At 73.0% G+C, this 12,381-nt stretch carries 10 protein-coding genes; 2 read left to right on the top strand and 8 right to left on the bottom strand.

All coding sequences use genetic code 11. The features are described from left to right. Positions 1-183: 183 nt before the first annotated feature. Both ACZ4MU_RS28900 and ACZ4MU_RS28905 read right to left on the bottom strand, forming a co-directional pair. A complete protein-coding gene (locus ACZ4MU_RS28900) occupies positions 184-669 on the bottom strand; it encodes a lamin tail domain-containing protein (RefSeq protein ID WP_467882122.1) in 486 nt (161 codons plus the stop codon). A gap of 448 nt (positions 670-1,117) precedes the next feature. Next, complete coding sequence (locus ACZ4MU_RS28905) at positions 1,118-3,472, bottom strand: FGLLP motif-containing membrane protein (protein ID WP_467882124.1); 2,355 nt, start codon at positions 3,470-3,472, stop codon at positions 1,118-1,120. 541 nt (positions 3,473-4,013) lie between these two features. On the opposite strand from ACZ4MU_RS28905, the gene ACZ4MU_RS28910 reads away from it, so the two are divergent. Then, positions 4,014-4,847, top strand: a complete 834-nt coding sequence (locus ACZ4MU_RS28910; protein ID WP_467882125.1) for a hypothetical protein — start codon at positions 4,014-4,016, stop codon at positions 4,845-4,847. A gap of 86 nt (positions 4,848-4,933) precedes the next feature. Here the strand turns inward: ACZ4MU_RS28910 and ACZ4MU_RS28915 are convergent, their stop codons facing one another. The 4 genes from ACZ4MU_RS28915 to ACZ4MU_RS28930 all read right to left on the bottom strand — a co-directional run bounded on the left by ACZ4MU_RS28915 (position 4,934) and on the right by ACZ4MU_RS28930 (position 9,371). After that, complete coding sequence (locus ACZ4MU_RS28915) at positions 4,934-6,253, bottom strand: S1 family peptidase (protein ID WP_467882127.1); 1,320 nt, start codon at positions 6,251-6,253, stop codon at positions 4,934-4,936. Positions 6,254-6,457: 204 nt separating this feature from the next. Next, positions 6,458-7,609 carry a trypsin-like serine peptidase gene (locus tag ACZ4MU_RS28920; RefSeq protein WP_467882128.1) on the bottom strand — a complete coding sequence of 384 codons (1,152 nt, stop codon included), beginning with the start codon at positions 7,607-7,609 and terminating at the stop codon, positions 6,458-6,460. 161 nt (positions 7,610-7,770) lie between these two features. Further along, on the bottom strand, positions 7,771-8,016 hold the full coding sequence (locus ACZ4MU_RS28925; protein ID WP_467882129.1) for a WhiB family transcriptional regulator: 246 nt from the start codon (positions 8,014-8,016) through the stop codon (positions 7,771-7,773). A 116-nt stretch (positions 8,017-8,132) separates the two neighbouring features. Then, positions 8,133-9,371 (bottom strand): phosphodiester glycosidase family protein, encoded by a 1,239-nt coding sequence (locus ACZ4MU_RS28930; RefSeq protein ID WP_467882130.1) that lies wholly within the window; start codon positions 9,369-9,371, stop codon positions 8,133-8,135. 251 nt (positions 9,372-9,622) lie between these two features. Between ACZ4MU_RS28930 and ACZ4MU_RS28935 the strand changes: the two genes are divergently transcribed. Further along, positions 9,623-9,889, top strand: a complete 267-nt coding sequence (locus tag ACZ4MU_RS28935) for a hypothetical protein (RefSeq protein WP_467882132.1) — start codon at positions 9,623-9,625, stop codon at positions 9,887-9,889. Positions 9,890-10,108: 219 nt separating this feature from the next. Here ACZ4MU_RS28935 and ACZ4MU_RS28940 read toward each other — a convergent pair whose 3' ends face one another. Then, a complete protein-coding gene (locus ACZ4MU_RS28940; protein ID WP_467882134.1) occupies positions 10,109-10,636 on the bottom strand; it encodes an RNA polymerase sigma factor in 528 nt (175 codons plus the stop codon). Between the two features lie 76 nt (positions 10,637-10,712). Beyond that, positions 10,713-12,020 (bottom strand): phthiocerol/phthiodiolone dimycocerosyl transferase family protein, encoded by a 1,308-nt coding sequence (locus ACZ4MU_RS28945; RefSeq protein WP_467882136.1) that lies wholly within the window; start codon positions 12,018-12,020, stop codon positions 10,713-10,715. Between the last annotated feature and the right edge of the window lie 361 nt (positions 12,021-12,381).

Here is a 12,381-nt window from a genome sequence, read left to right on the forward strand (position 1 = left end):
CCGCGCCCCCCCCGCCGCCGCGCCCCCCCCCCCCCCCCCCCCCCCCCCCCCCCCCCGGGGGGGGGGGCCCCCCGCCGCGGGGGGCCCGCCCCCCCCCCCCCCCCCGCGCGGGTGTGAGAGTGCCGTGGTGCGGGATCGCGAGCGGTGAACCGCCCCTCTCGCGGGGGCGGTCACCGACAGGCGTCAGTGGTGACGGTGGCCCTCGTGGTGACCGCGTCCCCACATGGCGGTGTCGAGGACCCGGCCGTTGTCGTTGCGCAGGGTGGCGGTGTCACGGTGGTTGTCCCAGACGTAGTCGCGGCGGTCCTGGTAGACGTCGCGGCTGGTGTCGTGGCCCATGCCCGTGTGGACCTTGACCGCCGAGTGGCCCTCAAGGCGCATGGCGTGGAAGCGGTAGCGGGCGCCGTCGCTCGCCGTGAGGGTGAAGCCGCGCAGGTTGACGGCGTGACGCCCGGTGTTCATGACCTCCACCCACTCGCCGTTGAGGCTCCGGTTCGAGCGGTCGTCGCGGCCCGGGCTGTTGTACTGCACCTGGCCGATGACCACGGTGGAACGGTCGGCGTGCCGGTGGTGGCCGTCCGCCGCGGCGGGCAGGGCGGCGGCCCCGATCAGGGTGCCCGCGGCGAGGGCGGTGGCGAGGATACGGCGGTTGGTACGCGAAGCAGTCATGTGCGTGCTCTCTCAAGGACAAGCCCCGGACAGGCTTTGGTCGGACCGGTGACGGGGCGGGCCAGGTTCCCGGCTGGTGCCGAGGAGCCACACTCTGTCCCGCCGGATCGATCAAGGCCCGCCGACCCGACGCTTTTTACGAATTCAGGACATTTCCGTAACTACTCCTTATGTCAACTCCCCAGCGTTGGTACGCCACCCACTCGGCCGCGCCGCCGCTCTGTAACAGAGCCACGCGTCACGCGTCGCGCCGACGGACGACCGGCCCCCTGCTCGGACCGGGCGTCAACCCTGGGCAACCGCCGTTACCACCGACCGGGGACGTGGCCGCTTGTGGTGGCGCGGCGGCTGTCGCGGTGGCGCGGTGTGCGGTGCGGTGGGTGTGCGGCGCGGTGGGTGTGCGGTGCGGGCCCGTCGCCGAGCGCCGCGTCCACCCCCGCTCCGGCACTCAGCCCACCGCCGCCGTCCCGCGTTCCAGCCTCGCCACGTGCCTGCGCAGGGCCAGCGAGAACAACCAGGCCGCCAGGAACAGGGCGGTCGCGATGGCCAGGGTGCACCACCGCAGATCCTTCGAGACCACGAATCCCGGGCCGAGGCCGGGGTGTACCGAGTTCAGCAGGACGTGGAAGAACAGCGTCAGGGCGATCAGGTAGAGGCCGTACCACGCCGGTTTGCTCCAGCTCTTCAGGGCGCTTCCGTCCATGCCGGACAGCGGCAGCATGCCGAACACCACGACCTCGATACCGCCGACGACCATCAGCCCCACCGTGCACGCGAGCGCGTGGTGCAGGCCGTCGGGCCGGGCCGTACGACCCGCCTCGACCAAAGGCGTGCCAAGGACCCACACCAGCAGGGAGGCGCTCAGGACGCAGCTGCCTCCGATCATCACCGCCTGCCCCTTCGGCATGGTGTGGCGCGAGGGACCCGGGGCGGGCGGTGTGGTGCCGAGCACCATGTAGACAGCCACCAGGCCGTACACGTACGGCACGGGGAACGCCAGGCCGCGCGAGAGCGCCGCCATCAGCGCCGCGATGACCAGCCCGGCCGGAACCACCCTCAGCTCGGCCCGTATACCGCCCCGCCCGGGGCGCAGCAGGGAGTCCTTCGTCTTCTCGTACGTCACCAGGACCAGCAGGGTGCCCACTGCCGCTCCCAGCACCTTGCCCGCGGTGGATCCGTTCCAGTGGGCGGTGGCGTCGGCCCAGACGACGAGCGCCCCACCGAGCAGGGCGAAGCAGCCCATCCGGACCCAGTCCGGCAGCCGGGCCGCGCTCATCGACACCTGCCGCTCCGCCCGGCGTCGGCGCCACCAGCGGCTGAGCGCGTTGTCCGCCAACTGCGAGGGGAAGGCCTTTTCAAGGAGCAGCACGAGCAGCAGGAACCACGCGGCCATACCCACCGACGCCGCGATGTCCCTGAGCGCCCAGGACACCTCCGCCGGGGTGCGCATACTGCCCACCAGTCCGACCGCGCGGCCGTGGTGCCCGCCCTTCCCGTCCCCGTCGGGTGGTTTCGGGGATCCGCTGGGTCCGGGGGACGGCCCGGGCCCGGCCCCGTCGTCGTGCGAGGCGGTGGGACCGCGGTCGGGCGCGTCCGAGGCGGAGGGGGTGGAAGCGGTGGGCAGCGGTGTGATCCCCGGCAGGACGGGCTTGGGCAGGACGCCGGTCCCGGACTCCTCGTGGTGGGCGGCCGGCGCGCCCTGGGGCAGGTAGTACGCCGTGAAGGGTTCGGGCGGCAGGTCGATGGTCCCGGCCCGTTCCACCGCGCGTCCGGGACAGTCCAGGTCCACCTGCTGATGGCCCCTCAGGTCCAGGGGGACGAAGGCGTGGAGGTCGATGAACCTCCAGCGGCCCGGCGCCGCGTCACCCTTGTACGAGTCCGCGTCCAGCCAGGGGTCGAGCAGCCCCTTGCCGCCGATCAGGATCCTCCCCCAGGTGCAGGCGGCGGGGTAGTCCGTCATATGGATGGTGATCTCGTACTTCCCCGTGGGCGGCCGGGTGACGGGGGGTGGGTGCACCGTGAAGGTCTGCGAGGCGGAGAGGGTTTCCGCGGCCCCCACTTGAGCGTCCACCGGCCGAGCACCCGCCGCGCCTCCGCCACCAGTGGGCGCGGCTTCGCAGGTGGCCGTCACCCTGTACGTACCCGCACCGGCGCCCGCTGGGACGGTGAGGGAACCGGAGAGTTCGCCGTCCGTCCCGGTGCTCGCGCCCGAGCCGGGCAGCGCGGCCGTGTCCCAGAGGAGACGGGCGGGGCTCCGGCACAGGAACCCCGTACCGGCGACTTCCACCTTCGTCCCGGGCGTCCCGGAGCCGGGTGACAGGGTGAGGGCCGGGGTGGGGAGCGGGGGTTGGACCACCGGGGCCGCCACCACCTCGTAGGTACTCCTCTGGGTCATGGCGGGGCGTCCGTCGCAGGTCGCGATCGTCTCGTACCGTCCCGGCCGCGCCTTCTCGGACACCTTCACCGGCTGCGAGAACCCGCCGGAGGCGTCGGTGCGGAGGGCGATCGGGGGTGCTGTGCCTCCGGTCAGGGTGAGCGTGCCCGCCCGTGTCTCACCGTCCGTCCCGCAGTCGAACCGACTGCCGGACACGACCACGGACCCGCCCTGCTGCACCTTCCTCGGGTCCACCGAGAGGAGCGGCGGCAGAGCGGGAGGGTGGGTGACCGGCGAGGTCGGCGGGGGCTTGATGGGTTGTGCCGTGGACTTGGACGGCTTGGGCCGGGACGGGACGGGCTCGGAGGGGCCGGGCTGAGGCGTGGTCGTATCCGGTCCGGACGGTGAGGTCGGCCCCGATGGTGCCACCACCTTTGAAGGTGACTGGGCTGCCAGGGACTTGGTGGGCAGGGACCCAGCCGCGGAGGGCGAGAGGGCGGGTTCCGACAGCGAACGTTGCCGGGCGGCCGCCGCGGCCACCAGCCCCGTAACACCCCGCACACCACTCGCGTGGCCCGGTGTCGCCAGGCCCACGAGCGACACCGCTGTGAGCAGCACCGTCACTACCGCCACCGGTAATCCGCGCGTCTTGCGCCTGCGTCCCACAGCGTCCCCCTCGTAACCGCACGGCCTCCTCGGCCGTCCCCGTTCGGGTGCACTTGTTTGACGCTCCGGCGCCACCTCTTCGTTTCCCTCTCGGGTACGGCGCACGGAAGTGCGGGGGGCGGAAAGAGGCACTCTCCGCACGCCCCCAGGGCCGACAACCGTGTCCAACCCGCCGCCTCCGCGACGTCGGTGTGCGGCCCGCGGTGTCTCCAACGTGTGAATCTTGTGCACACCCACCTGTGCTGTTGCCGCAGAGATGGGTAGCATCCGGCGGCAACATCCAGCACGAGGAAAGCGAATTCTCATGGCGGACGAGCCGGACACCACCACACTCAAGGACCAGTACGCGGCGCGCGTCACCGCCGACCTGGAGGCCAACCAGCAGGACCAGGCACGCATCCGCGCGGAACTCGAGACGCTGAAGGGGCAACTCGAAGCCCTGGAGCGGGACCACGGTCTGCTGCAAACCATGCAGCACACCCTCGTCAGCACCGCCGGCGCGGCGGCGCAGGCGTCGGCGGCGGCCGAAACGGGCAAGGCGACGCGCAAGCGCACCACCAAGGCGCAGTCCACCACCAAGGCACCGGCCCCCGCCGCGGCGTCCGCCTCCGCTGCCACACCCACCGCGGCGGTGCCCAAGCCCCGCAAGGCACGTGCCCAGAAGCCGGAGGCGAAGGAGGCCGAGGAGGCGGCGGCGAAGCCCAGGACCACCAAGGGGGCCAAGGGCGCCAAGGCGGCTCAGAGCCCCAAGAAGGCCGCCGCCCAGGCGAAGAAGTCGACCCGTAAGAGCGCGGAAGGCGGTGGGCCCACCCTGCGTGAGGTGGTGCTCGGTCTCTTCGCGGGCCACCAGGAGCCGCGTACGGTCGCGGACATCCTCACCGAACTGACCACCGCCCACCCGGACCGCAAGACCAGCCCCCAGGTGGTCCGCAACACCCTCGAAGCCCTCGTCGCCAAGGGCGAGTTGGAGCGCGAGCGCAAGCAGGGCTCCGTCTTCTACACGGCCCGTGGCGCCTCGGCCAGTGGTGTCCCGGCGCCCGCCGAGAAGTCGGAGGAGAAGACCGAGGCTCCCACCGCCGGGGCCGAAGCCGTGGCCGCCCCCGCCACGGCTTCCGCGCCGGCGCCCGCGACCGTCTGACGGGAACGCGCGGCCACCACGTCGTAGCCACCCCGGTGCCCAGCTTTCCGCAACGGGGTGGCCACGTCCGTCTCAGCCGCTCTCGCTCATTCCCGGCCGTAACCCGGCTCGGGGTTCACGGTGATCATCCCGTCCCCCGCACCGGAGCCGACGGAGCCATCCGAACCGTCCGAGCCATCCGAGGCGTCTGAACCACCGGTTTCCTGCCCCTGCCCCTGCCCCTGCCCCTGGTCCTGGTCCTGGCCCTGGTCCTGACCTTGGCCTTGGTTCTGCCCCTGCTCCTGACCTCCGGCCCCGATCGTCGCCCCCGTGGCCGCCAACGCGCTCGTCACCGGCTGGAAGAACGTCTCGCCTCCCGCGGTGCAGTTTCCGCTGCCGCCGGAGGTGAGTCCGATCGCGTTGCCGTCGGCGGTGAACAGGGACCCACCGCTGTCGCCCGGCTCGGCGCACACGTCGGTCTGGATCAATCCGCTGACCGTGCCCTCGGGGTAGTTCACCGTGGCGTCGAGGCCGGTGACCGTGCCGTCGTGCAGACCGGTCGTGCTGCCCATGCGCAGGACGCGCTGCCCCACGGTCGCGTCGGCCGCGCCGGTGATCTCGACCGGCTTCCCCGACCCCGTGTCGACCGCGCTGGGTGCCTGCGTGCCGGCGTCGTCGTAGGTGAGCAGGGAGAAGTCGCCGGTGCCGGGGAAGGTCGCCTTCTGGACGGTGGCGGCGGGGGCTCCGCCCGCGCTCAGTGACCACTGCTTGGACGCGACACCGCAGTGGCCCGCCGTGAGAAACCCCGGCCTGCCGTCCTGGGTCGTGACGTTGAAACCCAGCGAGCAGCGCGCGCCGCCGCCGAAGATGGCGTCACCGCCCTCGCTGAACGCCTTGAACTGCCCGGCCGACTTCTGGATCCGGGCGGTGTCCGCGCCGAGGGCGCGTACGGCCTTCTCCAGTCTGGTCCACCGCGCTCCCTTCACTGTCCGGTCCGCCGAGACCACGATGCGGTTGGTCCGGGGGTCGACGGCCCAGGCGGTCCCGGGGATGGTCGCCGTCCGGGCGAGGGTGTGCGCTGCCGAGCGGAGTTCGGCCGCGCTGTTGCGGACCGCGCGCGGAACCGCCCCTGCCTTCTTCACCTGGGCGTCGGCGTTGCGGTCGTTACCGGCGATGTTCACGATGACCCGCTGCTTGGCGGGGTCGTAGTACGAACCCGCGAAGGTGTCGCCGAGCTGTTGGGCGAGTCCGCGTACCGCGACCGCCGCCGCGGCGGTGTTCGTCCTTCCGTTCGCGGCCCCGGGCGGGGATGCGGACTGTGGCTGTGACGCGTTCGCACGTGGGAGCAGTACGGCCGCCGCGATGAGGCCCGCCGCCCCCGCCCCCGCCATCACGGCCCGCCGCTTGGGTATGCGCCTGTGAGTCAACTCGCCGCCTCCTGGGATCTGTTCCGTAACCGATCGGAATCGGTGGAAGGTGTGCGGTCCTAGGTACGGATGGGGCGGCTGTGGTGTTCACCATCGTTGCGAAAGAACACCCTTGGCGTCGGATCGGCAAAGGTCGGTGTGGCGCCCGTGGCACTCGGCCCAGGGACGACAACCGCGTACGGACCAGGGCTTCGGCCCGCCCCATCACCGGCCCGCGAACCTCCCGCTCACCTCGGTCAGAAGACGGCGTGCGTCCGCGCCGAGGTGGGGACCCGCGAGCCACGCGGCCGGGCGGGAGCCGAGCGAGGTGTTGGAGACGAGGACCAGTCCTCCGTCACCGCGGCGCACCAGCCAGCCACCGCCGGACGATCCCTCGGTCATGGTGCAGCCCATGCGGTACATGTCCGGCTGTTCGGCCGCGACCGAGAACGATCCCGGCCGGTCGGCGCAGTGGAAGAGGGACGAGCCGTCGAAGGGGCGGCCGGCCGGATACCCCACGATGTCGACGGGGCTCCGGGACCCGGACAGCTCGGCGTCGAAGCCGACGTCCGCCGCCGCCCCGGCCGTCTCCTCCAGCGACCTCGTCCGCCCGGCCGCCTGGCGTACGTGCAGTACGGCGAAGTCGAAGGCCGCCCCCGCTCCGGCGCCGGCCGTACCCTGGTCGATCCACTGCTGGGACGTCTGCGCCCAGTCCGCCCACCAGATGCCCAGCGGCGCGGCACTGTTGGTGGAGTCCGCCGCCACGGGGCCGCGCTTGTCGAAAGCGGGGACGAAGACGATGTTCCTCAGCCATCCGCCGTCCTTGCCGGAGTGGACGCAGTGCCCGGCCGTCCACACCAGGTTGGACCGGCCGGGGTGGACGGGGTCACGCACCACGGTGCCGGAGCACGCGGCGGGGCCCTTGGGTGTGTCGAAGAAGAGACGGCCCGCGGTGGGTTCGTGGTCACCGTACGGGCGGGAGACGGGGCGTGCGGGCACGGCGTCCGGCTCGGGGTCGGAGACACCGCGGGGCATGTGCCTGCCGTCGAAGGCACGCTCGCCCTCGGTGGCGCCCGCCATCCGCTCCGGCCCCCACAGTTCGTCCACCACGGGGTTGACGAAGTCCGCGGCGCCCCGCAGCCACCTCCCCACGCTCCAGTCCTGCCAGCCGCCGGGCGTCCGGCCCGGGTCGGCCCGCCGCGCGGCCCCGGCCGGCCCGGCGGAGCCGATCGGGCCCGAACCGCCGTGCGCACCGGTGGAGTTCTTGGTGACGGTGTACGCGAGTCCACCGGCCACCACGGCGACGAGCAACCAGACGGCCGGCCCCCGGAGGCGACGGCGGAGACGGCCGACCATGCGGAGACGGCGAAAAGGCATGGGCTCCTCCTCGGACGCGACACGCTACTGCCCGGTTGATACGGCACCGCGCCCCCGGGCGTTCAACCGCGCGGGCCGTTCGGCCGACCGGAGGGTGGCGGGCCCCGGCCGTTCACGCGCCCCGGACCGTTCCTGTGCCGGGGCCCGGCGGCCGCCCCGCCTCAGACGACGTCCAACCGCACCGAGATCCGCTTCAGCCTGCGCAGTTCGTTCTCGCTGAGGCCGCCCCACACCCCGCGCTTCTCGTTGTTCGACAGGGCCCACTCCAGACACGCGGCGGTCACCGGGCATCTGCGGCAGATCGCCTTGGCCTCGGCCAGCTGCTGGTCCGCGCAACGCCTGCTGTACGACGGGAAGAACAGCTCCGGGTCCTCAGTACGGCACGCCGCACGCTTTCGCCAGTTCACAAAAAGACTCCCTCCTCGGCAACGAGTGACGCGATCGACTCCCGTAGGGGTCTTGCGCGTTGTTACGTCGGCCGCTGACGGACCGTTCAACGTGAACCGCGTCCGGGGAGTGCGCCTCACCGCCGGACGAATACACCGATGCCGTTGGCGACCGCGCGTTCGAAGCTGCCGGGCGGCCGGTTCCGTACGACGACGCCCGGGTCGTCCGGGCCACGGGTGGCCAGGGTGGAGGAGCCGCCGCCGTCCAGGTTGACCGCGTCGTCGGCGCCCATGTCCGCTAGCAGCCGGGCGAGTTCGGGCAGGGTGAGGCCCGCGTCGCTCTCGGCCGCGCCGTTGAGGGTGACGAGGTAGAGACGGTGTCCGTGGCCGCCGATCCCCGCGCCGGTGCGTGTGGCGGCCGTGCGGTCGTCGAGCCCCTCCAGCGGGGTACCGGCCCGCAGCACCGGCATACCGCCCACGGCGAACGCCAGCGGCCCCTGGGAACTGCGCAGCCGGTAGCCGAGCGTGGCCCGGTCGCCCGGCCTGAGCGCGCGCAGGGCCGACGCCCCCTGCTCACGCCCCACCAGGACGGCCGTACCGGCCGGGATCGGTCCCGAGCCCAGGGTGTCGGAGGTACTGATGACGCGCCCCCGCCGCACCGTCACCTCGTACGTGTCCGTGGTGCAGGGAGCGCCGCGCACCGCGTCGGTCCCGCACGCCGCCCGCGCCCGCGAGGCCGGGCCCCACTTCGTGGTGAAGGCACCCACCCCGTCCACCGGCACGGCGTACTGGTTGAGTCCGGCCAGGCGCAGCCGGCCCCGGCGGGTGTCGACCGCGCCCTCCAGCGTGAGCCGGTCCAGGCGTCCGGTGCGGGCCGGGCCGACGCCGATGACGTCCCGGGCGCTGGTGCCCGGTGGCAGGGCGGGGCCGAACCGCTGGCCGTCGGGGACGGCGGCCTTCAGCGTCCGGCCGGAGGCGACGGCCGGGCCGGAGGGGGCGCCGGTGGCCTCCACTCCGGGGTGCTGGGTCTCGCTGATGTTGAAGAAGTCCCCGTTGACGGCGGCGACCGCGCCCCGGGCGTCGGCCATCGCGGTCACCTTCTCCCGGGCGGCCACCGCACCGGGGGTGAGGAGGTCCACCTGGACGTGGGGGTTGTTCAGCTCCGCCACCACGAGGTGACCACGCGTCAGCCCGTGGGACGCGGTGACGGTGAAGCTCCGGTAGGAGACGCCGGGGGCGACGGCCACCGAGCGCCCGTACCCGACGGCCGGAGCGCCCCGCGCCGCGCCCGGTACGAGCGCGCCCTGGGCCATGACCATCCCGAGCGCGGCGATCCCCGTCACCGCCGTGCGTGTCCAGCCCCAGGACCACCCCATCGCGCCTCATCTCCTGAGACCCACTCGGCATCGGCGGTCGCAGCCTAGCGAGGAGCGCGGCGGTCCACGGGCAGGCTCGACGCGATGGCCGGAAACACCCCCCGGCGGCCGTCCGGCGGCCATGACGGCTCAGGGACCGGGCGCAGCCGCAGTACGCTGGACAAGCGTCCAGCTCCCCCGGGAACGGTGCTGCACCCGGCCGCGTCCCCCACGGTGGCGAAGCGGAAATCTCGGCAGACCTGGAGAAGCACATGAGCACTTCACCAACCGGGGACACCCCGGGTGAAGTTCATGGCACCCCGCCCCCGGCGCCCGCGACGGTGGTGACACCGGAGATCACCCACGCGGAGTGCCGCAAGTGCGGGACGCGTGTGGCCGGGCTCGACGGGCGGTACGCCTGTGGGGTGTGCGGGTGGACCAACGACTGGTCCGAGGGGCACCGGCCGCTGCCGCGCGCCGAGGACGACCCCGACTTCCCCGGTCCGGGCGTCGTCCCGGACAACCCCCTGGCGGACTGAGCCGGACCGGGCCCCGCCTCCATCGGCAGCCGCCCCGCACCCCACCGGGCGGTACTCGCGGCGGCGGCGCTGGTGCGGGCCTGGCGGACCACACCCCGTACGCACTGATCGTGCTGCTCGTGTCGCGGGTGCGGCACCGCCACCGGCGCCCGCGCTGCCCTGTTCGCGGCGGTCGCCCTGGCGGCCTGGTCCGCGGGGAGTCGGGCGGTGCCGCTCGTCTCACGCCGACTGCTGGTGCCAGGCGTCCTGGAAGTTGCGGCGTGCGCGGTGCAGCCGGGAGCGGACGGTGCCGACGGGGAGGGCGAGGGTCCGCGCCATCTCCTCCTCGTTCATGCCGTAGACGGCGCGCAGCATGAGGACCTGCCGGTGGTGGTCGGGCAGCCGGTCCATGGCGTCGCAGATGTGGACGGTGTCCAGGGGGTTGCCGTCCAGGGCACGGTCGGTCAGGTCGTCGGTGGGGCCCTGGCTGAGCCGTTTCGAGGTGCGGACCGCCTCCCGTACGGTGACGGCGCGGACCCATCCGTAGAAGGCCTCGGGTTCGCGCAGCCCCCGGATGCCGCGGAATATGGCGAGCATGGCCTCCTGGGCGGCGTCGGAGCTGTGGCTCTGGGCGATCGGCAGACAGAGCCGGCCGACGAAGGGGGCGATGTGCAGGAGGATGTCGTTCATGGCCCGGTCGTCCCCGGCCTGGGCGCGCGGCAGCAGGGCCGTGGTGACGGGGGCCTGCGTGTCGTTCAAGGTGGTCACCGCGGAAGTACTCCTGGACTCGGTCTGCTCGTACGGATGCGGGGCGGGCGCGGGCCGGGTGTCGGCGGCGCGCATCTCAGGCGGGCACCGCCACCGCGCCCTCGGTGTCGTCGCGTCCGGCGGCGAAGGCGAGCAGGGAGGTGTGCAGGGCGGAGCGCAGCTCCTCCATCTGCTCGTGGGTGAAGCATCCGGCGCTGTAGGGGAGTTCGATGCCGAGCCTGCCGTCGAAGGAGACCACGCAGACCATCACCGGGCCGCGTCCCGCTTCGGGGAAGTAGTGCTCGCGCGCGGGGGCGAGGCGTACGTCGGTGACCTCGAGGCCGGCGGGGGCGGCCGGGCCGGGGACCCGGCCCATGTTGGTCACGATGACGCTGGTGGCGAGGAGCGCGGGGTGCCGCGGGACCTGGGGCAGGAGGTGGAGCTCCTGGAGGTGGTCGCCGCGTTCGAGGGCCGTGTGCAGGTGCTCGGTGATCCGGCGGGCCAGCGCCAGTGGGTCGGCGTCGTGTGCCACGTCGAGCACGTCCAGGCAGGAGGTGACCGCGGGCACCATCACCTCGCGGGCCAGCGGCGGGGTGAGCCGGGAGCGCAGGTCGACGGGGGACATACAGCCGAGCGTGCGCGTCCCGGGCTCGCCGGTGAGGCGGTGGCGGACGGCGGTCAGCGCCGCGGCGGCGATCAGTCCGTGCACCGACACGCCCTCGGCCTTCGCGAAACGCAGCAGCCGCGCGGTGTCCTCGCGCTCCAACACAACGCGCCCGACCGCCAGTTCGGGTTCTCCGGGGGCGCGCTCGGCGCCCACGGCCTCGTACGGCAGCAAGGCGACGGGCCGCTGCCGGGTTTGCTCGATACGGCGCGCGAGATACTCCTCGGCCTCCGGCGCGGAGGCGGCGGGCAGCAGTTCGGAGACGGGTGCGGGCCACTGCTCGTCGCACTCCCCCGCCGCGCCGGGCGCTTCACCCCCGGCCAGCCTGGTGTAGGTGTCCCACAGCGCGTTCTGGAGGGCGATGGCGCTGTGGCCGTCGGTGATGGTGTGGTCGACGCTGAGCATCACGGTGTGCTCGTCGCCGCCGCGCAGCAGGACGGCCCGGACCAGGGGGCCGCCGACGGGCAGCGGGGTGTTGAACTCCTCGGTGAAGGAGCGGGGTTCGCCGTCGCGCACCAGCAGTGCCGGCACCTCGTGCGCCGCCAGCGGCTGGAGCACGGGGATCCCGTCCTCGGTGGCGATCCGGCAGCGCAGCGAGGGGTGCTCGGCGACCTTGGCGGCGAACGCCGCGGCGAGCAGCTCCTCGTCGAGGTCACCGCGGACGGTGCAGGAGAGCACGGCACGGCTCCGCTGCGCCACATAGAGGGTTTCGACCGGGCATAACCTGCGCTGCATCCCCATGACCTTTCGACTTTCCTTTCCCGGCGGTACACCGGGCCCGGCCGCGCCCCGGCCGCCCGGAAAAGGCCGCTCGCACGGATTGAAGGGAGCGGGGCGCAGGCATACGAATACGGAATCCTTCTCCCATTGCGCCCCGGCCGTATTGCCCGATGCACGGATCCCGAATCGCGCTTCAGTGAAGCCGCAATTCCATTCTCCCGCAAGGGCTTCGGGAAAGCCTGTGAAGTGACCTATCCCTCAACCGCCGCGGGACAGGCCCGCTTCCGCAGTCGGGGCAATACCCACACCGCCCCGAGCACTAACCGGACCGGAGCCCTCTGCTGCGGAACGGAGGGCGATTTGGCTCAACATCGGCTCTCGA

This window comes from Streptomyces sp. NPDC026377, from assembly GCF_055567715.1.

What these genes read in the sequence shown, in the direction of transcription:
- ACZ4MU_RS28900 (WP_467882122.1), bottom strand. Translation starts at nt 669, where the DNA reads ATGACTGCTTCGCGTACCAACCGCCGTATCCTCGCCACCGCCCTCGCC.
- ACZ4MU_RS28930 (WP_467882130.1), bottom strand. Translation starts at nt 9,371, where the DNA reads ATGGGGTGGTCCTGGGGCTGGACACGCACGGCGGTGACGGGGATCGCC.
- ACZ4MU_RS28920 (WP_467882128.1), bottom strand. Translation starts at nt 7,609, where the DNA reads ATGCCTTTTCGCCGTCTCCGCATGGTCGGCCGTCTCCGCCGTCGCCTC.
- ACZ4MU_RS28945 (WP_467882136.1), bottom strand. Translation starts at nt 12,020, where the DNA reads ATGGGGATGCAGCGCAGGTTATGCCCGGTCGAAACCCTCTATGTGGCG.
- ACZ4MU_RS28935 (WP_467882132.1), top strand. Translation starts at nt 9,623, where the DNA reads ATGAGCACTTCACCAACCGGGGACACCCCGGGTGAAGTTCATGGCACC.
- ACZ4MU_RS28910 (WP_467882125.1), top strand. Translation starts at nt 4,014, where the DNA reads ATGGCGGACGAGCCGGACACCACCACACTCAAGGACCAGTACGCGGCG.